The organism is Terrisphaera buseokensis (assembly GCF_047521145.2).
Classification (GTDB): domain Bacteria; phylum Verrucomicrobiota; class Verrucomicrobiia; order Opitutales; family Opitutaceae; genus ER46.
This window is the reverse complement of record NZ_CM134186.1, coordinates 5,969,345-5,991,544: the sequence shown is the minus strand read 5'-3', so window position 1 is coordinate 5,991,544 and position 22,200 is coordinate 5,969,345. Positions and strand designations below refer to the sequence as shown.

Genomic DNA, 22,200 nt, shown 5'->3' with positions numbered 1-22,200 from the left:
TCCGCCTAGTGCCGCATGACGCGGCTTAACCTTCGTTTGCCATGCATTCCCATTTCCATTCCCGCGCGTGTGCGCGCGGCCGCCTCTTGCTCTGCTTTTTACTCCTCGCTCCCGGCTTCACCGTGCTGCGGGCCCAGACCGCGGTGCCGGCACCGCCGCCCACGCAACTCGATCCTTTTCTCGTCCCGGGCCGCGCCACCGATCTGGTCGGCACGGCGACCTCGGCGTCGCAGGGCATCGTCGGCGCGGCGGAACTCGACGCGCGGCCGTTTCTGCGCCGCGGCGAGCTGCTCGAGGTCATTCCCGGCGTGGTCATCACGCAGCATTCCGGCGACGGGAAGGCCAACCAGTATTTCCTGCGTGGCTTCAACCTCGATCATGGCACCGATCTCGCGATCGCAGTCGATGGCCTGCCGGTGAATCTGCGATCGCACGCGCACGGCCAGGGTTACGCCGATCTGAATTTCATCATTCCTGAACTCGTGCGGCAGGTGGATTTCAACAAGGGGCCGTTCTTCGCCGAGGTCGGTGATTTTTCGGCGGCGGGCGCGGCGGAGTTCCGGCAGTTCGACCAGTTGCCCCGCGGATTCGCCACGCTGGCGTTCGGCGAGAACCGCTTCGCGCGTCTGGCCGCCGGCGGGACGCGTCTTGCTGGCGATGCCGCGCTGACCGGCGCGATCGAGTTGACTCACGACGACGGTCCGTGGGCATTGAGCCAGGATGCGAACCGCTTCAACGGCTTCGTGCGCCGCCACTGGACGCGCGCTGCCGGGGAGTTTCGCCTGACCGCGCTCGGTTACCGTGCGACGTGGCGTTCCACCGATCAGATTCCACAGCGCGCGTTCGCGGCGGGTGAGATTGGGCGTTTCGGCCACGTTGATCCGACCGACGGTGGTGAAAGCGAGCGCGCGAGCATCTCGTTTGACGCCACGCTGAAGGGCGCTGATGCGACGACACAGCTCTCGGCGTATGCGATTCACTACCGGCTCAACCTGTACTCGAATTTCACCTACTTCCTCGACGATCCGGTCAATGGCGATCAGTTCAACCAGCGCGACCGCCGCCTGATTGTCGGCGGCGCGACCACGCGGACCTGGTCGGCGGCGCGCCCGGCCGGCGGGAGCGTCACCACGATCGGCGCGCAGGTCCGCGGTGACTTCATCGACGAACTCGGCCTGCACCGCACAACGCGCCGCGAGCGAATCGGCACGACGCGGGACGACACGGTGGATCAAATCAGCGCCGGGGCTTTCGCGAAGAACGAACTCCGTTGGAACGAGTGGTTGAGGACCACGCTGGGTGTTCGGGCTGATGGCTATCGCTTCGCCGTTGCCAGCGACGACGCGCGCAACTCCGGTTCCCGCAGCGCGGCGATCGTGAGCCCCAAGCTGGGCGTCGCGCTGGGTCCGTGGGCGCGGACTGAGATCTACGCGAATGCCGGGACGGGTTTCCACAGCAACGACGCCCGCGGCACCACCATTCGAGTCGATCCGGCCGACGGCGTGACGCCGGTGGATCGGGTCACGCCGCTGGTGCGATCGCGCGGAGCCGAGGCCGGGGTGCGCACCACCGCGGTGCGCGGCCTCGTGAGTTCGATCGCGGTGTGGGCGCTCGAGCTGGACTCGGAGCTGGTGTTCGTTGGCGATGCGGGTGGCACCGAGCCGGCGGGGCGCACGCGGCGGTACGGTGTCGAGTGGGCGAACTTCTGGCGCGTGGCGTCATGGCTTTCCTTGGACGCCGACGTGGCGTTGACACGGGCGCGGTATCGCGATGACGCCGGTGGCGGGCGGCACATTGCCAATTCAATGGGCACGGTGGTGACGGCCGGAGCGAGCCTCGGTCGGGGCGCAGGCTGGTTCGGCGGCGCGCGCGTGCGGTATTTCGGTTCGCAGCCACTCACCGAGGACAACGCGACCCGCGCGCCGTCTTCGATTTCGTTCAACACCCGGATCGGCTGGCGCAGCGAGCGCTGGGAAGTGTCGCTCGATCTGCTCAACGCGCTGAATCGCGCCAATAACGACATCGCGTATGCCTATCGCTCGCGACTCCCCGGCGAGCCTGCGGAGGGCGTGGACGACGTGCATTTCCATCCAGCGGAACCGCGCACCTGGCGCGTCGCGTTCAAGCGGAGTTTCTAAAGCTCGCGGCCGCTCGGCACCCCGAGTTGAGGTGCTCATCGCGCTGCAGGACGCCCTCACGCCGGCTGAGCTTGACGTCGCGTTAAACCGTGGAGCGCACAGTCGGCATGCCATTGAGCTGGAGTATCCCGGCCGCCCGCGCGGGTGTTGCAGCCAGCAGAATCATGAGTCCGCCGAGGAGCAGCGCGGCAAGAACCGTGGAAACGTGGGAGCGCTGAACATTCATGCGAGTGGAGAGGGTGGGCGAGTTCAGGAAAGATAAGTTTGTGTCGGCGTGCTGGCGGAACGAAACGGCCGGATCGCGAAGCGCGCTACGCGTTGCAGCCACGGTATTGCGGGCGGAGTCGTCGGATGGGCGGAGGACGGCAGGCGAATCGTCGGCGCTGCGGCGCGATGCCGGCTGAACGGCGAATGCGCGGTGGCGGTAGCGGGACAGGTGAGGGCGTGCGGGTTCATCAACGGGAGTGGGCGCTGCGGCTCAGGGCACGATATAAATTTCCACGAGGGCTTCACCCGAGGTACTGTCCGCACTGGCGACGTGCGCGGTGTAGGCACCGGGCGGCAGCTCGATCACGAGCGCGGCGTCGCGGGATCCGGAGGGCAGGGCGAAGGCACCGACCCGCGCGCTGACGGCGGCGGTGGTGTCGGCGTCGAACCGCGAACCCCAGTCGTCGTTGATGTAGTGGGGCAGGTTGCCTTTGTAGATCGTGAGGAATGGGTTTGCCAGCGGCTGCGTCACGCCGAACGCCGCCAGTGTCGGGCCGATGCCGCGGACGAGGACCGTGCGCGCCTGTTGGTGGACGATGAAGCCGCCGGTCAGTGGCCGGCCTGGGCTGACGAGACCGCGCGAGGAAAGATTGATCACCGCACCGACGTCGGTCTTGGCGTCGGGGCTCGCCTCGATCTCAAAGTGCATCCGGTCGGCGATCATGATCGGTTTCGTGTCCTCGATGATGAAGTTGTCCAGGGCGTTGGGACTGAGCTGCGCGTAGGCGAGCTGGGCGGACGCGGCGATCAGCACCTTGTCGAACGCCTCCGGCGGAATCTGGACCGCAACCGGTACCCGGAACGAGCCGTTCGGCCGCAGCTCGCCCTTGGCGGTGAGCAGGTAGCGTTTTTCCAGAATGCTATTCGGCGCCTCGGGCACGTAGCGGTGCACGCTGACTTCAAAGAGACGCGCGATGGCGTTTTCCGCGGCAAGCGTCGAAGACGTCGCCGCCGTGGACGATCCAGGAGCCTCAGCGCTGCGGGCGGACACGTTGAGCAGGACGGCAATGAGCACGCCGAGGAAAAAGGCGGCGAAGACGAGCGAGTGTTGGGAGCGGACAGAATTCATGACGAACAGGCAGACGGAGTGGACGAAGCCTTCTTACAGGCAGAAGAAAAAAACGGGGCCGGAATGTGCCACCGATGTGCGTTCACCGCCATGGGCCGATCAGGACCGGGCCATTCGGCCCAGACGCGCGATCGCGTGCGCGGAATCGCCGGCGATAGTTCGACGGTCTTTCACTCCGCTACCGGGACGCCTGCGCTCCCGGGGCCATCCCTTGCGGCTGCGAATGCAGGCAGGCTACTTGAGCGCGAGCACGACCGCACCCGCCGTGATCAGCGCGCCGCCGACCACGGTCTTGAAGGTCATCGCCTCGCCGAGGAAAAGTGCGGCGAAGATCAGGACGAAGACGACGCTCAGTTTGTCGATGGGCGCGACCTTGGAGGCCTCGCCGATCTGGAGCGCGCGAAAGTAACACAGCCAGGAAAGGCCGGTCGCGAGTCCCGAGAGGGTGAGGAAGAGCCAGGTGCGTCGCGAGAGGGTGAATACAGCGGCGGCCGGACCGGTGGAGAGGGCGACGCCCCAGGCAAACACGAGTACGACGGTGGTCCGGACGGCCGTCGCGAGATGGGAGTCGATCCCGGAAATGCCAATCTTCGCGAGAATCGCGGTGGCGCCGGCAAACAAGGCGGAGAGCAGAGACCAGGTGAGCCAGTTCATGGCCTCCACCATCGGACTCATTCGGTGGCGAGGGAAAGATTGAAAATCGAAGGCACGATGGCCTGCGCGGATCCCACTTGGAATCGATAGGCGGCCGAGGCGATGCGATTGCGGCCCGGCATAGCAGGACGGCGAGGCCGGCGCTGCGTGCGACGTCCTCAATCGGGGCGCGACCGGGACGGGCGAAGGAAGAGCGACGGGACACCGCCGCGTCGCGGCGAAGACCAACGTTAAGATCCGCGTGAAAACGCACGCCCCGTCCGTGAGCGATTACAGTTTCACGTGCCGCAGGCGGAGTGCGTTGCCGACCACGGTGATCGAGCTCAGGCTCATGGCGATGCTGGCGAACATGGGATTCATCAGCCATCCGGTAAACGGATACAACACGCCGGCGGCAAGTGGAAGGCCGGTGACGTTGTAGGCGAACGCCCAGAACAGATTTTGTTTGATGTTGCGCAGAGTGGCGCGGCTGAGATGAACCGCGCGCACCAGGGCGGCGAGATCGCCCTTCACCAGGACGATGCCGGCGCTGTGCATGGCGACATCGGTGCCTGTGCCCATGGCGATGCCGACGTCGGCGGCGGCGAGCGCCGGCGCGTCGTTCAGGCCGTCACCCGCAAAGATGACCCGCTCGCCGCGCGCGCGATACTCGCGCACGAGCTCCTGTTTGCGCGCGGGCGTGACGGCGGCGTGATAACCATCAAGTCCGAGTTCCCCGGCGACGGCGCGCGCCGGCTCCTCGCGATCGCCTGAAACCATCACGACCTTGAGGCCGCCGGCCTGCAGCGCGCGGATGGCGCCGGGCGTCGAAGGTTTGATCTGATCGGCGAGCGTGATCGTGCCCGCCGGACTTCCGTCGACGCTCACGGCCACCACGGTTGCACTTGCGGCTGCGGCGTTTGAGCCGGCGCCTGGCGCATTCGCGGCGGCGCGGCCGATTTCGATCCGACGACCGGCCACGGTGGCTTGTACGCCCGCGCCGGGTTCGGCGACAAAGCCGGTCGCGGTGGCGACGTCCACGCCGCGTTCGCGGGCGGCGGCCACGATCCCGCGGGCGAGCGGATGTTCGCTCGGGGCTTCGGCGGCCGCAGCCGATGCCAGCAACCCCGCTTCATCGAAGCCGGTTGCGGGCGCGAGGGCGACGACGCGGGGCGTGCCGAGGGTGAGCGTGCCGGTCTTGTCGATCAAGAGGGTGGTGGCGCCGGCGAGGCGTTCGAGGGCGGCGGCGTCTTTGACGAGGACGCCGGCCTGCGCGCCGCGGCCGATACCGGTGACGAGCGAGACCGGCGTCGCCAGACCGAGGGCGCACGGGCAGGCGATGATCAGCACGGCGACGGCGTTGAGGAGCGCGTGGATGAACCGCGGTTCGGGCCCGGCGAAGAACCAAGCCAGAAACGTGACAACCGAAAGCCCGAGGACGACCGGTGTGAACCATCCGGATACACGGTCCGCGAGCCGCGCGATCGGGGCCTCGCTGGACTGGGCCGCCTCGACCAGCTGCACGATGCGCGCGAGCAGGGTGTCGCGGCCGATGCGTTCGGCCTTGAAGACAAACGATCCCGTGGTGTTGAGCGTCCCGGCGTCCACGTGCGCGCCCGCCTGCTTCGCGACCGGCACTGGTTCGCCCGTGAGCATCGACTCGTCGATCTCCGTGCTCCCGTCGATGACGGCCCCGTCAACCGGCACATGCTCGCCCGGTCGCACGCGCAGGGCATCGCCGACCTCGACCTGTTCCAGCGGCACATCGGTTTCCGCGCCGTCCGGACCGACGCGGTGCGCGATTCGCGGCGCGAGGTCCATCAAGGCCCGGATGGCGGCGTCGGTGCGCGCGTGCGCGCGTTGCTCGAGGATCTGGCCGAGCAGGACGATCGTGGTGATGAAGGCGACGGCTTCAAAGTAGAGCGGAACGCCGTGCTCGCCGCGGAACGCCGAGGGAAAGTGCTCGCCGAAGAGCGTGGCACCCGTGCTGAAAAGATAGGACGCGCCGGTACCGGTGACGATCAGCGTGAACATGTTCGTGTCGCGCGTGCGGATCGAGCGCCACCAGCGGCGATTCAGCGGCGCCCCGGCCCAGAAGAAGACCGGCGTCGTCAGCGCCCATTGCGTCCAGGCGAGCGCCGTGGGATTGAAGCGATGGAAGAAGTGCGGAAACAGCATTCCACCCATTGCGAGCACCAGCACCGGCAGGGTCAGGGCGAGCGCGACCCAGAAACGCGGACGCAGGTAACGCTCGTGCGGCAGCCCCATGTAAACCGGAGTGTCGGGCGGAAGCGGCGCGCTGGCGTCACCCGAAGACGATTTGTGCGCGTGATGGGCGTGGGACGAATCCGTGGACGCGGCAGTGGGAGCGTGAGGGTGTTGCATGGTCCAGGGAGACGGAGTCGCGGCGGAGATCTTACCGCCGCGAGCGTGGACCTCGTTCGCGCACTTTGAAACTGCAATGCTTTGACCTGCGCGGGGGCGAAGACCCCATTTCTATGCGGCCTCAGCCAGGAGTGGCCCACGGAGTACACGGAATACACGGAAACCAAACCCCTCCTTCCGTGTATTCCGTGTGTTCCGTGGGCAAAATCTCCGGAGCCTTGCGCTGGTGTCACGAAATTCTGCTTTCGTCCGGAAGGTTCGCGTGCGGCGACGCGCCCGCCTTCATCTGCGGCCGACCTCAGCTTGGATCGACTTCGGTGAGCACTCGCAGTCGAGGCAGCCGGAGCTGGCGCACGATCCGCAGAACGCGATGAGTTGTTTGCGCAGCTCGGCGCGGGCGCGATGCAGCGTCACGCTCGCGTTGTTCGGCGTGAGTCCGAGCGTCGCTGCGGCGACGGCGACAGCCTCGCCGTCCAATTCCACCCGGCGCAGCAACGCCGCGTGCGTCGGCTTCAGGCCCGGCAGCAGGCCCTCGAAGCAGCGGCAGACCTGCGTTGCGCCTTCGTGGTCGTTCGTGGCGATGGTGCGGGCGTCGGTCGCCCAGCTGTCCTCGCGCCGACGGGCCGCACTCCGACTGCGGCCATGATCGATGATCGTGTTGCGCAGGATCTGATAGAACCAAGCGACGCTCTTGTCCGCGTCCTTCAATTCGTCCGCGCGCTGCAGCGCCTTGATCAACCCGTTTTGCAACAGATCATCGGCGTCGGCTTCGTTGCCCACGCGCGCGACGATAAAGGCCCGGAAGGCAGTGCGGTGCGCCAGCAGCGCGGTGGCGAGTGCGGCGGACGACTTGGACGCGGAGGAGGAAGACGCAGTGGCCATGGCGGTTCAATGCTGGGCGGCGTGCGGCGTCGCCGGGGGCGGTGGTGCCGACGCCACCGCGGAGGCCGGCTGCGAGTCGCGGGCTTTGGCTCCCGAGGAGGTCGTCGCGGGTTCGCCGATGGCCGCCACCACGCTGTCGGCGCCGCGTTCGTAGGCGACCAGGATGCGGTGGGAGCCGGGGACGGCGATCAGCGAAGGGAAACGCGCCTGCCGTGCGAGCAATCCGGATACGCGGGTGCCGTCCAGCGGCGCTGACCAAAGATCGGCGCCCTGTTGCCAGACCGCGACCGAGCGGGTGCCGGTGACGAGGGCGACAGGCTGGGTGCCGGGACCGAGGGTCTGCTCGGGTTCGCCGCGCCGGGCCGTGAAGACGGCGCCGTTGCGCTGCCAGATCGTTGCGAACGCATCGTTCGGTGCGAACAGTGCGCCGCCGTCCATCGGGCAGGCCTTGAGCTGCCACGTGCCGGTACCGAGTTTCGTCGCTTCGTCAAACGCACGCGATCCCGCCGGTCGCACCGCGATCCACATGTCGCGCGCGCCGTCGATCGCGTTGCGCCACATCACGGCGAGATCACCGCGGGCATTGAAATGCGCGGAAGGATGGCAGCATTCGCACACCGTGCTGCCGGCGGGCGCCTGATATACTCGCGTGTTGGCGCTCCAGGAGGCTCCACCATCGGCCGACTCGGCGGCGAAGAGCTGCGTGCGTTCGCCGCGATGGTCGAGCCACACCGCGAACAGCCGGCCGTCCGGAGCCACGGCAAGACCGTTGAGGCCTTCGCGCGCACTGCCGCGCACATCGTTGATCAGGGCGGGGCCGGCCCAGGTTTTGCCGGCGTCCTTGGAGTGAAACGCGAAGAACTCGCCGGCCATCGCGGTTACGGTCACACGGTCGCCGTGCGCGACGATCCGCGGTCCGCGGCGGCGGCCCACCATCAGCGCCGGCAGCGTGGCCACGCGCTCGACGGGGTCGAAGGTGTCACCGCCGTCCCGCGAGTGCGCGACGCCGATGTCCTTGCCCCGGCCCAGTGCAATCCAGACGTGGCCGCTCGCGTTCGCGGCCAGCTGGGGTTGGGCGGTGCCGGGAAATTCGGCAGCCGGCATCGCGGTGGGTGCGCCGAGGCTGAACCATCCGAGCAGCGCGAGGGTGAGGAAACGAAGCGGAGTCATGAGACGTCGGCGAAGAGGTGGTTTACGCCTTGGCGGCTTTGCTGCGCCGGGCCGGCAGCGGGCGTCGGGCCCGACCGTTCAACTGGGCGACCACGCCTTCGAGCGCAGCGAGGCCGAAACTGATTTTCTTGAAGAACGAGGCGTTGTGCGGGACCAGGATGAAACGCGGATGCCGCGACCAGAGCGTGCGCAGTTTGCCGTCGAGGCGCGCGGCCTCGGCGAGGGTTTCGTTGCGAATCGGATTGCCCCCTTCGATCGCGACGCCCCCGCAGGCGGCAGACTCGAAAAAGATCACGGCATCGTAGCGTGCGAGCTCGGCCTCGAGGGACGAATTGACCGCATTGAAATAGTCGTGGGGCAGGCCCGGCCAGTAGACGGCACCGTCGATCGTGCCGCGGTCGCAGAGCAGCGTGCGGCCGGGAAACAGCGCGGCCTGCACGTCTTCGAGCCGGCGTTGCACATGGTAGATCGCCGATTGGGCGCAGCGCCGCGCGTGCGGATCGGTCGAACGCGGGAAGCCGCCTTGAAACAGGAGCGTCGCGGCTTCGGGTACAATCACGACCCGGTCGCCGATCTCGCGCCGAAACAGATCGGCGGCGGTGGTTTTGCCGCCACCGGGTCCACCAGTGAGGACGATGCGGCAGCGCTCGGACGAGAGATCGGGGGATTTCATGGCGGGCCTTGGTTGGCTCTCAGTCTGACCCGCGGGCAGCGCTCACGCCAGCTGTTTGACAACGCGGGCAAGCCTGCCGGCCCAATGTGACGGGACTCGCGTGAACGGTGCGGCGGCCGGATGCCCCGCTCGACTGCCACGCCGATTACTTGGCGGCGGGCTTCTTGGCCGCGGCGGCGTCGAGTTTCTTCAGGAACTTCGCGGGCTCCTTCTTGAAGTCATCGATGCAGCCTTCACAGCAGAAGCGAATGACGCGATCGGGCTTGCCGGCTTCCTTGTGCACGTACCTCACCGAATCGCCCATGCTGCCGAGGGCTTCGTCGGAGACCACGCAGGTCTTTAGCGGATAATCGTCCGCGGCCTTGGCGGGGGCCGGTGCGGGCTTTTTGTCGGCGGCCACGAGGGCGGCGCCGGAAACGAGGGCGGTGGCGAGGAGGGCGGTGCGGAGGAGGGTGGGCAGATTCATGATGAGTTCGGTGACACTAACCCGGGCGGGCGCGAATCCCTCGAAATTTTCTGCGGGATTTCGCCGCGCCGGGGTTATAGTAAGAAACCGCCGCCGCATGAAAAATTCCCGGACCCCTGATCCCCTTTCGACCTTGCTTGCCCGCTGGCAGGTGGTGGCACCGCGCGACCCCGGTTTCCGGGCCGGGGTATGGGCGCGGCTGGGTGGGACGGCGCCGGCGACGTGGAGCGCCTATGCGCGCCGTCATGCCGCGGCGGTCGGCGGAATCCTGATGGTGGCGGTCGCGGTCGGAGCCTTCACCGGGCGCGAGCAGGCGCGGTCCCGCAGTGCGCAGGAGAGCGCCCGGCTGGCGGCCGCGTATGTGCAGGGCTTGGACGCCCGGTCGATGCCGACGCCGTGAGAAACATCCTGATTACTTTCGGCGTGGCGGTGCTGGCGTGCGCGCTGGCCTTCGGCGTCTTCTTTGCGCTGAACCAGAATCGCGCGATGCACGCGGCGGCGCGGCAGGGCGACGCGATGGCGTGGCTGCGGGCCGAGTTCCGGCTCAACGAGACGCAGTTTGCGGCCATCAAGCGCCTGCACGACGACTACAGCGTGGCGTGCGGGACGCATTGCGCGGCGATCATGGCGGCGCGGGAGCGGGCGGCGCCGCCGGCGGAGGTCGCGGCGCTCGAGAAAGTCTGCGTCGACTCCATGACGGTGCATTTCCGGCAGGTGGCCGCGTTGATGAACCCCGGCGAGGGCGAACGCTATCTCGCGACCGTGTTGCCGCGCGTCGCCGGTTACTCCCACACCGGCGCCCCGAATGTGCGGGTGGCACCGTGAAGGAAGCGGGCGGCGCGCAGTCCGAGAAGGCGGGAAACGAGGCGGCGGCGGAGGATCGCCGGCTGATGGCGCGCGTGCAGTGCGGCGACGAAGCGGCGTTTGGCGCGTTGATGGAACGCTGGGAACGGCCGGTGAAGGCCGTCATTGCGCGCCTCGTGTTCAACGCGACCGAGGCCGGCGAGCTGGCGCAGGAAACCTTTGTCCGCGTCTGGCAGCAGCGGGAAAAATTCCGCGCCGGAGCCGAATTCCGGCCCTGGGTGTTTTCGATCGCGGTGAATCTCGCGCGCAACCGCATGCGCTGGTGGCGGCGGCGGCCGTCGGTGTCGCTGCAGGAATGGAACGAAACCGCCGGTGGTGGAAACCAGGAGAACGGCGCCGGCGCGGTGGCCTTGGAAACAGCGGAGCGTGCGGTGGCGGTGCGGGACGCGATCGCGGCGCTGCCCGCGGAACTGCGCGAGGCGATCGTACTTTTCGAATACGAACACATGTCGCAGGCTGAGATCGCGACCGCGGTCGGAGCGACGCCCAAGGCGGTGGAAACGCGGATCTACCGGGCGAAGGAGAAGCTGCGGACGGCGTTGCGCCGCTGGGTGTGACGGTTGTCGGTGTGGCGGGGCGGAGTCGAGTTGTTGGCGATCGAATCGCCGGTGATCCACTCGCTGGCGCTTGTAGCTACACCTCTCAGCGATTACCGGCGCTACGGATGCAGGGCGACGTCGTCGTCGGTCCACATCTTGCGATCGGGTCCGGCGCTGCGGACTTCCATCTTGGTCGCGCTTTCGGCGTGAAAGAAAAACGGCGTGCCCCAGCGGTCACAGAGTTCGCCCTGCCGGTTGATCGCGGGATGATCGAGCGGGATCAGGGCGAGGCGTAGCTTGTTCTGACCCGCGAGCGCGGAGGTGATCTCGGCGTTGTTGCCGACGGGATTGCCGCCCTGGGGGAAGTTGGTGCGAAACGTATCCAGAAGGTCGACGACGAGGCGGAGATCGGCGCGGATGTCCTGCGCGGGCGTGTTGAGGGCGTCGGCCAGCGTGGAGCGCTCAGGCGGCGGGCCGCGGCGCGGTTCGTCGGCGGCGGGGACCGGCGATGCTGACGGCGTGACCGCCCGCGCGGCGGGGGCCGGATTCGGGACCGGGTCGCCACGGAACGGTGCGAAGCGCCACAACAGCAGCAGTGCAACGACCAGTCCGCCGATGATGCAGGCGCGTTTCACAGGTAACGATCAGCAGAACGAAGGGGCCAAGCAGAGGTGGCCCACGGAACACACGGAATACACGGAAGAACCAATCCTCCGGACTTCTTCCGTGTATTCCGTGTGTTCCGTGGGCAAAAATTCAGGCGGTTGTTTTCCGGGGCAGCACGAACGCCCGCTCAGAGGAAGCCGAGGTTGGGTTTCTGGAAGCGGCCGATGTTGGGCAGCACGGTCGGCAGATCCGTCTGGCTCACGCCGAACCACGTCGCGAGGGTCGCGGCGTATTCGTCGACGCTGGTCGTCGGGATCCAGCGGCCGAGGCCGGTATCGTCCGGACCGTTCACCGAGAGCGCGGGCATCTTGCCATAAATCTCCGTGCCCTTCACCGCGCCGCCGACGATGAAGTGGTGACTGCCCCAGCCGTGATCGGAACCGTCGCCATTCGATCGGAACGTGCGGCCGAAGTCGGACGCGGTGAAGAGTGTGACCTGGTTGGCGACGCCGAGCTCGGTCGTCGCCTTGTAGAAGGCGTCCACCGCCTGGCTGATCTGTGCGAGCAGGCCGGCATGCGTGCCGGTCGTGGGATCCGTGTTCACCAGCTGGCCGGCGTGAAGGTCCCAGCCGCCGAGCTGGACGAAGAAGATCTGCCGCTTCAATCCGAGCGTCGGCGACGCCGCGATTAGACGCGCGGCCATGCGGAGCTGGTTGCCCGCGGTCGTGTTGGGAAAGGTGGTCGCAATCGTGCCCGAGGCGGCGAGCACGCCGTTCAGCAAATCGGAGCTCACAATCGCATCGCCCGACGCGGTGGCAAAGGCGGTTTCGAACAAACCGGGCTGGCCCTGGCCGAAGAGATCCTTCTGCGCGCGGAAGCGGATGCCATCGAGATTCGTCGGCGTCAGCGAGGTGGTGCTGCCCGCGAGGGTGGTCGCGCCGCCGGTGCCGATGGCGTACTGTGAAACCTTGTTGCCGATCTGGAAGGTGTTCTTGCCCGCGATGCTGATCGACATCGAGATCTGGTCGCTCGAGTTGAACGCGTTGACGAGGTCGGCGACGCGGCCGCCCCAGCCGGTCGACGTGGGTTTGTCGGGGACGCTGTGCTGCCACTGCACCTGCTGGTCGCTGTGCGAAAAGAGCTGCGGGGGCAACGGGACGCTCCGCGCGGTGTATTGCGTCTTGCTGGTCGGGTAAACGAGCGTGCCCGCATTGGCGAGCAGGGCGGCCTGGCCGGACCCGAAGAGCCGGTGCAGTTCGGTGACCGACGGGTGCAGGCCCCACGTGCGACCATCGGAGGTGCGCGGCGTGAGCGGCAGCAGGTTGGCCCGCGGCAGCGCGAGATTCGAACGGGCCGCGGCGTAGGCTGCGTAGCTCGCGGCGTCGGTGGCGGCGCCGGTGCCCAGCGGCACGATGAGATTGTTCGCGTCGTTGCCGCCATTGAGGAAAAGGCACACGAGCGCCTTGTAGTCGGAGCTCACGGCGCCGGCGCGGGCCGGAATCTGCGGGCCGTTGCCCGGGCTCGCGGCGGCGCCCATCAGCCGCAGGCTGCCGAGGGTGGACAGGAGGCCGGTGGCGCCGACCGCGGCGCAGCAGGCGCTGCCGAGAAATTCGCGACGGGAGACTTCGGGGGCGGACTTTTTGCTCATCGGAAAAGGATCGGAGGATGCGGAAAGGAAACGGTGGCTTATTTCTGAATCGCGGCGGCGGGGCTCGTGAGCACGAGGTAGATGGCCGTCTTGGCGCGATCCTCGGTGCTCGTCGCCGTGGGTAGCGCGGCGAGCGCCGCCGTGATGCGCGTGCGGGCGGCGGTGGGCAGCGTACCGGCGGTGAGGACGCGGCTCAGGTGGTCGAGCAGCGCGGCGGGCGTGGCCACGAGTGATTGCTCGTAGGTCGTGTTCAACAACAGCACGTACGGCGCGGCGGCGGTGGGCGCGCCGTTGGCGACGGGCGTCACCGCGTTGACGAAGGTGCGGAGATAGTTCGGCACGCTGATCGCGAAGTTGTCGTCGGTGATCTCAAACTCAGGGGCAACGAGTCCCGCGGCGGCCAGCGGGCCGGGCAACACGTAGTCGGAGTGGTAGAAGTTGAATACGGTCGGCGAACGGAGCGCGGCCTGGGCCAGGTTGCCGATGGCGCTGTACGGCAGCGTGGTGGAATTGATGGTGGAGATCTCCGCCGCCGTGGCGGGCCGCGGCGTCGCGCTGGTGATGACGACGCCGTTGACGGTGTGATGCAGCCCGAGGAAGCGTCCGCTCGCGGACGACGCGCCGAAGGTGCGCAGCAGGCCGGTGAGGCGGAGGAGCGGCTCCTTGAGTTTGCCGTAGCTGAGATTGCTCGCGACGGCGGGCGAGCGGGCCTCGTAGTCCGTGAGGATGGCGCGCACCACGGCACCGAGCTGCGTCGGGCTGGTCTTCTGCTGGTTCCAGACCTGCGCGACCCGGTAGACGTATCCAGGACTTGGATTGCTGGTGACCAGCCGCTGGATCAGGAGCTTCGAGATGAACGGCCCGGTGTTCGGGTGGTTGAACAGGGCATCGAGCGCGAGCTGCAGATCGCGCACGCCGCCCTGGGCCGCGGGAATCGGCGTGCTGCTGACCGGACTCAGGTTCTTCACCGAGTCGTCGTGGAAAGCAGGATACAGCTGCATCGGGCTGATGTAGTTGGCGCCGGCGGTGCGGAAGGCGTTGAGATTGGTCGACGGATACGCCCAGCCGGTGAAGACCTTCGCCATTTCCGTGATCGTGGCCTGGTCGTAGGTGGGAATCGGCAGGCCGTCGGCGCCGAGCGCGAGCGTGCCGTCGGGATTGAGCTGCTGCAGGCCGATGGTGAAGAGCTGCATGACTTCGCGCGCGTAATTTTCATCGGGCGTCTGGCCGGTGACCGGATCGGCCTTGGAGTTGCGCAGCGAGCTGAGATATTCGCCCATCATCGGGCTGAGGGTGACCTGTTCGAGGAGCGTGCGGTAGTTGCCGAAGGCGCCGTTGCCGAGAATGTCGTAGTAGTTGGCGAGCGGCTCGGTGCGGTTGTCGTCGCCGAGCGAGATGTCGGACACGACCAGGATTTGGCTGAGCGCGAAGGCGACGCGCTGGCGCAGCTGGTCCGGGGCCGTCAGGGCCAGTTTGAACCAGGCGGACTGCCGGTTCGGCATGTGGATGGCATTCCAGTTGGTGAAACTATTGCTGCCGCCGAAGGCTGTGCGGTCGGCGACAGTGGCGGCGCGATGACCGGAGAAGGGCAGTGCGAGCTGGGCCGTGATCCACGCGTCGAGGCTGCCGCCGGTGAGCGTTTCGATTTCGGTGCGCGTCGGGCCAAACGTCGCCTGGGTCAGGAAGCGGGCGGCATCGGTCGCGGTGACATTGCCGAGCGCCACGGCCGGCGGCGCCGCAGGAGCAGTGAACGTCCGTGAGCCCGCGCCCTGGATGAACGCACCCTTGAGTTCGCCGTCCGGATATTTGGCCGAGTCGATGCGCACGGCGATGTTGCCGGTGCGCAACGCCTCGAGCAGGGCGTCGACCGAGTACGGGCCGGTCGGGGCGAAAAACCACTGTGCGCCCGTCACCTGGCCCGGCGGGAGATTGACGACATAATCCTCGGTCGAGCCGATCACGAGATGCGCCGTGACCTGGGTCGAACTGAGGTTGGAGAACGAAACGTTGATCGAGGCCAGCTTGCCGGTTGACGAGAGGAGCAGCGTGGCGGTCCCGGAGGCGGCGGTGCCACTCACGGCGGCGGCGGTGGGCCGGACGCTCGCGACGTAGAGCGTCGCGGGCGAGTGGGTGATCGTGACGGTGGCGGCGGCCTGCGCGCCGACGAGGTAACCCGGGCCGGTGGCAACGGAAAGTACGACGCTGTCCGTGCCCTCGCTCTGCACCACGGGATTGGGGCTCAGCGTGATCTTCGTGCTCGTGGCACCCACCGGAATCGTGACGGTGCCGAGCAGGGGCGGGTAGTTGTAGCCGTTCACGGCCGAACCGCCGACGCCGTAGTTCACGACGAGCGGCAGCGCGGTGTCGCCGGAGCGGGTGAACGTGAACTCGCCGGGGTTGTTGCCGGATTCGTCGGCGGCCGACTTGGTGGCGGTGATCGTGACGGTCGGCGGGTTGACCGGCGTGAGATCGTAGACCTCGATGATCGCGAGGCCGCTGGTGGCGTCACTGCCGCTGACCTGGATGCCGTAATTGCCCGGCGCGAGGTCGACGAGGACCGCGGCATCGTTGCTGCCGGGCGGAAATGCGAAGGCGCCGGCGAGCGAGAACGCGGCGGTGAGGCCGGCCGTGTCGGCGGCGCGGGTGTCGGACGGCGTGTTCCAATTGTCGTTCGTCGCGATGATGGCGCCCGTGGCGGTCGTGACGCGGATGGACGGATCGGCGAGCGTGCCCGTGAGATTGAACGCGTTGAGCGCCGGTCCGGCGGTGCGGACGAGCAGTTTGCGGGTGCCGGTGCCGGGTGCGACGACGAAGCCGATGATCGGCGCGGACGTACTGGAAACCTGGAGACGGGTCGACGTGTTGAGCAGTTTGGCGCCGGCGTTGGCACCGCCGATTTCGTAGACTTCAAGCAGGGCGTTGCCCGAGGCGCCGGTGCCCGTGCCCTTGCCGGCGACCTGGGCCGTGTAGTTGCCGGCGGGGAGCGTCACGATCACGGCGGAGTCGCGGCTGGTGGCGCCGAGGGCGAACGCGCCGACGCTGCCGAAGGTGGACGAGAGCGTGGCGGCCGTGGCGGCACCGGCGCCGACGGGCGTGCCCCAGTCGTCATTGGTCGCGACGGCAACGTTCGCGCTGTTGAAGACGGTGAGCACCGGGTCGGCCAGCGAGCCCGGGACGTTGAAGGGGGAGATGCCCAGCGTCGGGCCGATCGCGCGGATCAATACCTGTTTGTTGGCGCCGGGGCCGATGACGAAACCGGCGGTGAGGACGGCGGCTCCCGGGCCGGTCTGGGCGCGCGTGGAGATGTTGGCGAGCCGGGGTTCCTGGGCGCGCAGGGAGGCGGACAGCGCGAGAACGGCGGCAAACGAGCGGACGGCGAAACGCAGGAAGTTCATGCGACGAAGCGGAGGACGGGGCGGGACGACGATCGGTGGAGAGCTGACCGGGGAAAGTGTTGGTTTTAGCCTTACGACACGTCGAGTACAGACCAACGCGGAATCTTCCCAACGTAGCGTAAAAAAACCACGAAAGCCAGACAGCGGAGGCGAGCGGCGTGAAGCAGGAAACCCGGAAGCCGGGAGCCGGAACAGGAGTTCGGCTTTGGCGAGGGGGCAGGTAAGCGGCTTCTTGGCCTTAGAATTCAAAAGCCAGAAAGCCAAGAAACGGAGTGAGGTGTCGGCACGGGCGGAGCGTGTCTGGTTCCTGGTTTCCTGGCTTTTGAATTCAGAGGCCCAAAAGCCAGAAAACGGAGCCAAACCGCGGGGAAGCAGGAAACCAGGAAGCCAAGAAACGGAGTGAGGTCTCGGCGTAGGTGGAGAGTGTCTGCTTCCTGGCTTTCTGGCTTCCGAATTCAGCAGCCAGAAAAACGAGAACGGAGGCCGGTTGGGTACAGCGGAATCCAGAGTGTCTGCAGGGATCTTTCACCTGTGGAATTTCTGGGTTCCCGGCTTCCTGGTTTCCTGCTCCATCTTTCCCACCACGTGCCTCTGTCGATCACGTCATGAAACCCAGGTTGGGTTTCGCGAAGCGACCGATGTTGGGGAAGGCGGTGCTCAGGTTCGTCTCGCTGACGCCGAACCAGCGGGCGATGGTGGCGCCGTATTCATCGACGCTGGTCGAGGGAATCCAGCGGCCGCGGCCGGTGTCGTCGGGGCCGTTGACGGCGAGCGACGGCATCCGGCCGTAGATATCGCCACCCTTCACGGCGCCGCCGACGATGATCTGGTGATTGCCCCAGCCGTGATCGGAGCCGTCGCCGTTCGAGCTGTAGGTGCGGCCGAAGTCCGACGCGGTAAACGTCGTGACGCGATCCGCGCAGCCCAGTTCGACCGTGGCATCGTAGAACGCGTTCATCGCACGGCTGACCTGCGCGAGCAGCGACGCATGCGCGCCCATGGCCTTGTTCACTTCGTCGACCTGGTCGGCGTGCAAATCCCAGCCGCCGAGGCGCGCGAAAAAAATCTGCCGTTTCACGCCGAGCGTGCTCGAGACCGAGATGAGCTTGGCGATCATCTTGAGCTGGTCGGCGAGCTTGTTCGGCGTCGTGGCGGAGTTCGCGGGAAACACCGTGCTGAGCACGGGCGCGGCGGCGAGCGTGCTGCTGAGGAGCTCGCTGCTCCCGAGCGCGTCGCTCGAGAGATTACCGAACGCCGCGGCGAAGAGGTTAGGGTTGGAGGCCGCGTAAAGATCCTTCTGTGCGGCGTAACGCGCCGCGCCGCTCGTGCCGGCGCGGTCGTTGCTCCCGGTGAACGATATCACCCCCGCCGGGCTGATCGAAAACTGCGTCACGCTGCGGCCGACCTCGAAGTTGTTGAAGCTGTCGAGCGAGATCGACATCGAGATCTGGTTGTTGGTGTTGAGTGCATCGAGCAGGTCGGCGGTCCGACCGCCCCAGCCGGTGCGGAACGGCTGGTCGGGCACGCTGCTCTGCCATTGCACCTGCTGGTCGTTGTGCGAGTAGAGCTGCGGCGGCAGTTTCACGGTTCCGGCGGTGTACTCGGCGAGCGTCGTCGGCTCGACGAGCGTGCCGACATTGGCGAGGAAGGCGCATTTGCCGCTGTTGAACAGCGTGCGCAGTTCCGGGACGCCGGGATGCAGCGCCCACGCGCGACCGTCCGACGTGCGGGGCGTGATCGGCAGCAGGCCGGAATTCGGCACGGCGATGACGTTGCGTTGCGTCGCGTAGCTCGAATAGGCGGTGCCGCTCGGGATGATGAGGTTGTTGGCGTCGTTGCCGCCCGCGAGAAAGATGCAGACGATCGCCTTGTAGTCCGACGGCACGGCACCGGCGCGGGCGGGAGCGGGTGAGCCGGACGGAACGCCCGTGACGGCCCCGATGGCGCGCAGCTGGGCGAGGGTCGAAAGGATGCCCGTGGTGCCCACGGCGGAACAGCACTGGCCGAGAAAGTGGCGGCGGGATGAGCTCATGGGGGAATTATTTCTGGGTCGAACCGTCGAGTGAGGTGGCCACGAGCAGGACGGCGGTCTGCGCCCGTTCCAGCGGCGAGGTCGCGGCGGGCAGCGCCGCGAGTGCGGTTGTGATGCGCGCGCGGGTCGGTGCGGTGAGCTGGCCGCCGGCGAGCACCAGGCCGAGATGATCGAGCAGGGCGGCGGGCGTCGCGACGAGCGCCTGTTCGGCGGCGAGGTTGAGCACGTAGTTGGTGCCCGTGAGATTGTTGGTCCGGAAAATCGTATCGCGGAGATAATTCGGCACCGTGATCGCCGTCGTATCGTTGGTGATCTGAAACTCCGGCGCGACCAGCCCGGCGGCGGCGAGGGCGCCGGGATACACGTAGCCGGGCTCAAAGAAATTGAACACCGTGGGCGACTCGAGCGCACCTTGGTTGAGCGCGAGGTAGACGGCGTTTTCAAGCTGGTTGCGGCCGGTGGTTGAGGTGGCGCTGAAGCCGCGCAACAACGCCGTGAGCCGGAGCAGCGGCTCCTTCAGTTTGCCGTAGCCCGGATCGTCAGCCACGAGGGGCGAACGCGCCTCATAATCGGTGAGGATCGCGCGCACCACCGCGCCGAGATCGCCGCGGACACCCGCACCGTTGTTCTCGAACTTCTGCGCCACGCGATAAACGTAGGCCGGGCTCGGGTTGTCGGTCACCAGGCGTTGAATGAGCTGCTTGCAGATGAAGGGAGCGCAGTTCGGGTGCGTGAACAACGCGTCGAGCGCCCGCTTGAGATCCTCGGTGCCGCCGAGGTTCGCGGGAATCACGACCCCGTTCACAATCGCCTTCGCGCCCGGCTCGTGCGACGCCGGGTAGAGCATCATCGGGCTGAGGTAGTCGGCGCGTTCGGTGCGGAAACTGGGATTTGCGCGCGTCGAAAAGAAGCCCCAGCCGGTGAACACCTTCGCCATCTCGGTGATGGTGGTGTTCGTGTAGGTCGGAATCGGCAGGCCCTGGGCGTCGAGCTTCAGCGTGCCGTCCGGCTGCAGCTGCACGAGGCCGATGCTGAACAGCTGCATGACCTCGCGGGCGTAGTTCTCATCGGGATACGTGCCGGCGACGGGATCCGCCTTGGCGTTGCGCAGCGAGCTCAGGTAGGAGCCCATGATTGGATTCAGCGTCACATTCTCCAGCAGGGTGCGGAAGTTTCCAAACGCGCTGGTCACGAGCAGATCGTAGTAGGCCGTGATGCCCTCCGTTTGACCGACGCCGAAGGAGTCGTCACCAATCACGAGGATCTGGCTCAGGGCGAACGCGACTCGCTGGCGCAGCTGATCCGGCGCGGCGAGCATCACCTGATGCCAGGCGCGGCGGCGGAAACCGAGGGCGTTCAACACCTCACCCGGATCCAGGCCGCGGGCGGCGGCGTCGGCCTTGGCGGCGTTCCATTCCGCCAGTTCGGCGGGACGATGCAGCGTGGGTGTGGCGGCCACCTGGGCATCAATCCACGCGGTGACGGAGCCGCCGGTGAGCGCGTCGATCTCCTGCTTCTTCGGTCCAAACGTCGCCTGCGTGAGCAATCGCGCGGCGTCGCCGGCAGTGATCGCGGTCAGGCTTACCGGCAGGGCGGGAGGCGGCGCGGTAAACGTCTGCGAACCCGCCGCGCTGAGAAACGCGCCGCGCAATTCGCCCGCGGGGAAGTTGCCGCTGTCGATGCCGACGTAGATCAGGCCGTTGCGCAGGGCGTCGAGAATCTGCGCGCTCGTGTACGTGGCCGTCGGCGCGATGGCCCACTGGGCGCCGCTGACCTGGCCAAGCGGCAGATTCATCACGTAGTCGCCGGCGGAGGTGCTGTTGCCGAGGAAGAGATGTGCGCCCGCCTCGCCGGAACTGAGATTCGAGAAGGTGACGTTCACGCTCGCGACCTGGCCGTTTGCGCTCAGCACGAGGGTGGCTAGGCCGCTCGCGGCGGAACCGGTGGCGCCGCTGGCCGGACGGAGCGTCGCGACGTAAAGCGTGCCCGGGCTGTCGGTGATCGTGACCGTGCCGGTGGTGGCGCCGCCCACGACGTAGCCGTTGCCGGGGGAAAGCGTCAGCGTGACGGTCTCAGCCGGCTCCACCGTGGTGTCGGCGAGCGGTAGCAGCGGCAGGGATACGGAGGCTTGGCCGGCGGGAATGGTGACGAAGCCGACGAGCGGCGGAAAATCGATCCCGTTGGTCGCGCTGCCGCTGACGCCGTAGCTGACCACGAGTTCCGAGAGGAGATTGCCGCCCGTGCGGGTGAACACGAACTCGCCGGTGGCAGTGCCGTTCTCGCTGGCGGTGGTGCGGGTGGCGGCGAGCGTGACGGTCGAGGGCCCGGTGGGCGTGAGATCGTAGACCTCGACCAGGGCGATGCCCGCGGTGTTGTTCACGCCGCTGGCCTGGACGGTGTAATTGCCCGCGGGAAGATCGACGAGCAGCGCGGCATCGCGGCTGTTGACCCCGAAAGCGAAGGCGCCGGCCTGGGCGAAGGCGTCGCTCAATAACGCCGCCGTCGCCGCGCCGGTGCCGACCGGGGTGGACCAGTTGTCGTTCGTGGCCACGGTGGTGTTGGTGGCTCCGGTGCGGATGAGCGTGAGCGTCGGATCGGCGAGCACGCCCTGGACGCCGAAGACGGTCAGCGCCGGGCCGGCGCCACGAATGAGCAGCTTGCGCGTGCCGCCACCGGGCGTAATCACGAAACCGGGCGTAAGGACGCCGGCGGCGCCGCCGACCTGGGCGCGGGTGGAGAGGTTGACGAAGCGGCCGGTGGCATTGACCTCGTACACTTCAATCAGGGCGGTGCCGGTGGTGCTGCCGACGCCGCTGACCTGCGCGGTATAGGATCCCGGGGCGAGCGTCGTGACGACGGCGGCGTCGCGTGAGCCCGCCGTCAGGGGAAAGGCGCCGACCGCCGCGAACGCGGTGGCATCAGCGGCGAGCCAGTTGTCGTTTCGCGCCGCGATGGTCGTGGACGAATTCGGGCCGAAGACGATCAGTTCCGGATCGGCGAGCACGCCGGGAACGTTGAAGGGCGCGGCGCCGAGCCGCGGACCGACGGCGCGGATGACGACCTGCTTGGGTGCGGTGCCGGTGATGACGAAACCGGCGGTGAGCAGGTCGGCCCCTGTGCCCACCCGCGTGAGCGTCGATACGTTGGCGAGCCGCGGTTCCTGCGCGAAGGCGGAGGTCAGAGCAGCGAGGGCGAAGCAAACGAAGCGGGCGAGGCGCAGAGGTTTCATGCAACGCGGGGCGAGGGTGGAGAAGCAAAGGCCGATGGAGCTGCGGCAATGACGCCGCAGAATGTCACCGGTAACCGACATCGGAACACTACGCATCCCATTTAGCAGTGTCGCCGAAAATAACGGGAGCGCAGGCGTTCCGTCTCCCTGGGATCGTGTGGGCTTCAATCCTACCGTGGCGATCGGATGCAGGCCGGAGGCCTG

General features: G+C 67.4%; 18 protein-coding genes. 4 read left to right on the top strand and 14 right to left on the bottom strand.

Annotated elements, in window-relative coordinates; genetic code table 11:
• Nucleotides 1-41 precede the first annotated feature (41 nt).
• Nucleotides 42-2,138, top strand: a complete 2,097-nt coding sequence (locus ACLJEU_RS22505; RefSeq protein ID WP_414662787.1) for a TonB-dependent receptor — start codon at nucleotides 42-44, stop codon at nucleotides 2,136-2,138.
• A gap of 82 nt (nucleotides 2,139-2,220) precedes the next feature.
• Here ACLJEU_RS22505 and ACLJEU_RS22500 read toward each other — a convergent pair whose 3' ends face one another.
• The 9 genes from ACLJEU_RS22500 to ACLJEU_RS22460 form a co-directional block, all read right to left on the bottom strand.
• Nucleotides 2,221-2,364 (bottom strand): hypothetical protein, encoded by a 144-nt coding sequence (locus ACLJEU_RS22500; RefSeq protein WP_414662786.1) that lies wholly within the window; start codon nucleotides 2,362-2,364, stop codon nucleotides 2,221-2,223.
• A gap of 23 nt (nucleotides 2,365-2,387) precedes the next feature.
• Nucleotides 2,388-2,594 (bottom strand): hypothetical protein, encoded by a 207-nt coding sequence (locus ACLJEU_RS22495; RefSeq protein WP_414662785.1) that lies wholly within the window; start codon nucleotides 2,592-2,594, stop codon nucleotides 2,388-2,390.
• A gap of 22 nt (nucleotides 2,595-2,616) precedes the next feature.
• Nucleotides 2,617-3,474 (bottom strand): hypothetical protein, encoded by an 858-nt coding sequence (locus ACLJEU_RS22490; RefSeq protein ID WP_414662784.1) that lies wholly within the window; start codon nucleotides 3,472-3,474, stop codon nucleotides 2,617-2,619.
• 234 nt (nucleotides 3,475-3,708) lie between these two features.
• A complete protein-coding gene (locus ACLJEU_RS22485) occupies nucleotides 3,709-4,128 on the bottom strand; it encodes an EamA family transporter (RefSeq protein ID WP_414662884.1) in 420 nt (139 codons plus the stop codon).
• Between the two features lie 270 nt (nucleotides 4,129-4,398).
• Nucleotides 4,399-6,492, bottom strand: a complete 2,094-nt coding sequence (locus tag ACLJEU_RS22480) for a copper-translocating P-type ATPase (protein WP_414662783.1) — start codon at nucleotides 6,490-6,492, stop codon at nucleotides 4,399-4,401.
• A 282-nt stretch (nucleotides 6,493-6,774) separates the two neighbouring features.
• Nucleotides 6,775-7,374 carry a sigma-70 family RNA polymerase sigma factor gene (locus ACLJEU_RS22475; RefSeq protein WP_414662782.1) on the bottom strand — a complete coding sequence of 200 codons (600 nt, stop codon included), beginning with the start codon at nucleotides 7,372-7,374 and terminating at the stop codon, nucleotides 6,775-6,777.
• A 6-nt stretch (nucleotides 7,375-7,380) separates the two neighbouring features.
• Nucleotides 7,381-8,544: a WD40/YVTN/BNR-like repeat-containing protein gene (locus ACLJEU_RS22470; RefSeq protein WP_414662781.1), complete on the bottom strand. Its 1,164-nt coding sequence runs from the start codon at nucleotides 8,542-8,544 to the stop codon at nucleotides 7,381-7,383.
• Nucleotides 8,545-8,566: 22 nt separating this feature from the next.
• A complete protein-coding gene (locus tag ACLJEU_RS22465; RefSeq protein ID WP_414662780.1) occupies nucleotides 8,567-9,217 on the bottom strand; it encodes an AAA family ATPase in 651 nt (216 codons plus the stop codon).
• 145 nt (nucleotides 9,218-9,362) lie between these two features.
• Nucleotides 9,363-9,683 (bottom strand): hypothetical protein, encoded by a 321-nt coding sequence (locus ACLJEU_RS22460; RefSeq protein ID WP_414662779.1) that lies wholly within the window; start codon nucleotides 9,681-9,683, stop codon nucleotides 9,363-9,365.
• A 97-nt stretch (nucleotides 9,684-9,780) separates the two neighbouring features.
• Between ACLJEU_RS22460 and ACLJEU_RS22455 the strand changes: the two genes are divergently transcribed.
• The 3 genes from ACLJEU_RS22455 to ACLJEU_RS22445 are packed head-to-tail and all read left to right on the top strand — an operon-like array spanning nucleotide 9,781 to nucleotide 11,104.
• On the top strand, nucleotides 9,781-10,083 hold the full coding sequence (locus tag ACLJEU_RS22455; protein WP_414662778.1) for a hypothetical protein: 303 nt from the start codon (nucleotides 9,781-9,783) through the stop codon (nucleotides 10,081-10,083).
• Complete coding sequence (locus tag ACLJEU_RS22450) at nucleotides 10,080-10,508, top strand: hypothetical protein (protein ID WP_414662777.1); 429 nt, start codon at nucleotides 10,080-10,082, stop codon at nucleotides 10,506-10,508. The genes ACLJEU_RS22455 and ACLJEU_RS22450 overlap by 4 nt, the downstream gene beginning before the upstream one ends.
• Entirely contained in the window at nucleotides 10,505-11,104 is a 600-nt protein-coding gene (locus ACLJEU_RS22445) for an RNA polymerase sigma factor (RefSeq protein WP_414662776.1), read from the top strand. Before ACLJEU_RS22450 ends, ACLJEU_RS22445 begins: the two co-directional genes overlap by 4 nt.
• 101 nt (nucleotides 11,105-11,205) lie before the next feature.
• Here ACLJEU_RS22445 and ACLJEU_RS22440 read toward each other — a convergent pair whose 3' ends face one another.
• The 5 genes from ACLJEU_RS22440 to ACLJEU_RS22420 all read right to left on the bottom strand — a co-directional run bounded on the left by ACLJEU_RS22440 (nucleotide 11,206) and on the right by ACLJEU_RS22420 (nucleotide 21,996).
• A complete protein-coding gene (locus tag ACLJEU_RS22440; protein ID WP_414662775.1) occupies nucleotides 11,206-11,721 on the bottom strand; it encodes a hypothetical protein in 516 nt (171 codons plus the stop codon).
• A 158-nt stretch (nucleotides 11,722-11,879) separates the two neighbouring features.
• Nucleotides 11,880-13,340, bottom strand: coding sequence for a DUF1501 domain-containing protein (locus ACLJEU_RS22435; RefSeq protein ID WP_414662774.1), 1,461 nt, complete (start codon nucleotides 13,338-13,340; stop codon nucleotides 11,880-11,882).
• Nucleotides 13,341-13,378: 38 nt separating this feature from the next.
• Entirely contained in the window at nucleotides 13,379-16,735 is a 3,357-nt protein-coding gene (locus tag ACLJEU_RS22430; RefSeq protein ID WP_414662773.1) for a DUF1800 family protein, read from the bottom strand.
• A 598-nt stretch (nucleotides 16,736-17,333) separates the two neighbouring features.
• Complete coding sequence (locus tag ACLJEU_RS22425; RefSeq protein ID WP_414662772.1) at nucleotides 17,334-18,767, bottom strand: DUF1501 domain-containing protein; 1,434 nt, start codon at nucleotides 18,765-18,767, stop codon at nucleotides 17,334-17,336.
• A 7-nt stretch (nucleotides 18,768-18,774) separates the two neighbouring features.
• Nucleotides 18,775-21,996 (bottom strand): DUF1800 family protein, encoded by a 3,222-nt coding sequence (locus ACLJEU_RS22420; protein ID WP_414662771.1) that lies wholly within the window; start codon nucleotides 21,994-21,996, stop codon nucleotides 18,775-18,777.
• Between the last annotated feature and the right edge of the window lie 204 nt (nucleotides 21,997-22,200).

What these genes read in the sequence shown, in the direction of transcription:
- ACLJEU_RS22435 (WP_414662774.1), bottom strand. Translation starts at nt 13,340, where the DNA reads ATGAGCAAAAAGTCCGCCCCCGAAGTCTCCCGTCGCGAATTTCTCGGC.
- ACLJEU_RS22430 (WP_414662773.1), bottom strand. Translation starts at nt 16,735, where the DNA reads ATGAACTTCCTGCGTTTCGCCGTCCGCTCGTTTGCCGCCGTTCTCGCG.
- ACLJEU_RS22480 (WP_414662783.1), bottom strand. Translation starts at nt 6,492, where the DNA reads ATGCAACACCCTCACGCTCCCACTGCCGCGTCCACGGATTCGTCCCAC.
- ACLJEU_RS22495 (WP_414662785.1), bottom strand. Translation starts at nt 2,594, where the DNA reads ATGAACCCGCACGCCCTCACCTGTCCCGCTACCGCCACCGCGCATTCG.
- ACLJEU_RS22455 (WP_414662778.1), top strand. Translation starts at nt 9,781, where the DNA reads ATGAAAAATTCCCGGACCCCTGATCCCCTTTCGACCTTGCTTGCCCGC.
- ACLJEU_RS22420 (WP_414662771.1), bottom strand. Translation starts at nt 21,996, where the DNA reads ATGAAACCTCTGCGCCTCGCCCGCTTCGTTTGCTTCGCCCTCGCTGCT.
- ACLJEU_RS22485 (WP_414662884.1), bottom strand. Translation starts at nt 4,128, where the DNA reads ATGAACTGGCTCACCTGGTCTCTGCTCTCCGCCTTGTTTGCCGGCGCC.
- ACLJEU_RS22500 (WP_414662786.1), bottom strand. Translation starts at nt 2,364, where the DNA reads ATGAATGTTCAGCGCTCCCACGTTTCCACGGTTCTTGCCGCGCTGCTC.
- ACLJEU_RS22425 (WP_414662772.1), bottom strand. Translation starts at nt 18,767, where the DNA reads ATGAGCTCATCCCGCCGCCACTTTCTCGGCCAGTGCTGTTCCGCCGTG.
- ACLJEU_RS22460 (WP_414662779.1), bottom strand. Translation starts at nt 9,683, where the DNA reads ATGAATCTGCCCACCCTCCTCCGCACCGCCCTCCTCGCCACCGCCCTC.
- ACLJEU_RS22475 (WP_414662782.1), bottom strand. Translation starts at nt 7,374, where the DNA reads ATGGCCACTGCGTCTTCCTCCTCCGCGTCCAAGTCGTCCGCCGCACTC.
- ACLJEU_RS22505 (WP_414662787.1), top strand. Translation starts at nt 42, where the DNA reads ATGCATTCCCATTTCCATTCCCGCGCGTGTGCGCGCGGCCGCCTCTTG.
- ACLJEU_RS22465 (WP_414662780.1), bottom strand. Translation starts at nt 9,217, where the DNA reads ATGAAATCCCCCGATCTCTCGTCCGAGCGCTGCCGCATCGTCCTCACT.
- ACLJEU_RS22470 (WP_414662781.1), bottom strand. Translation starts at nt 8,544, where the DNA reads ATGACTCCGCTTCGTTTCCTCACCCTCGCGCTGCTCGGATGGTTCAGC.
- ACLJEU_RS22490 (WP_414662784.1), bottom strand. Translation starts at nt 3,474, where the DNA reads ATGAATTCTGTCCGCTCCCAACACTCGCTCGTCTTCGCCGCCTTTTTC.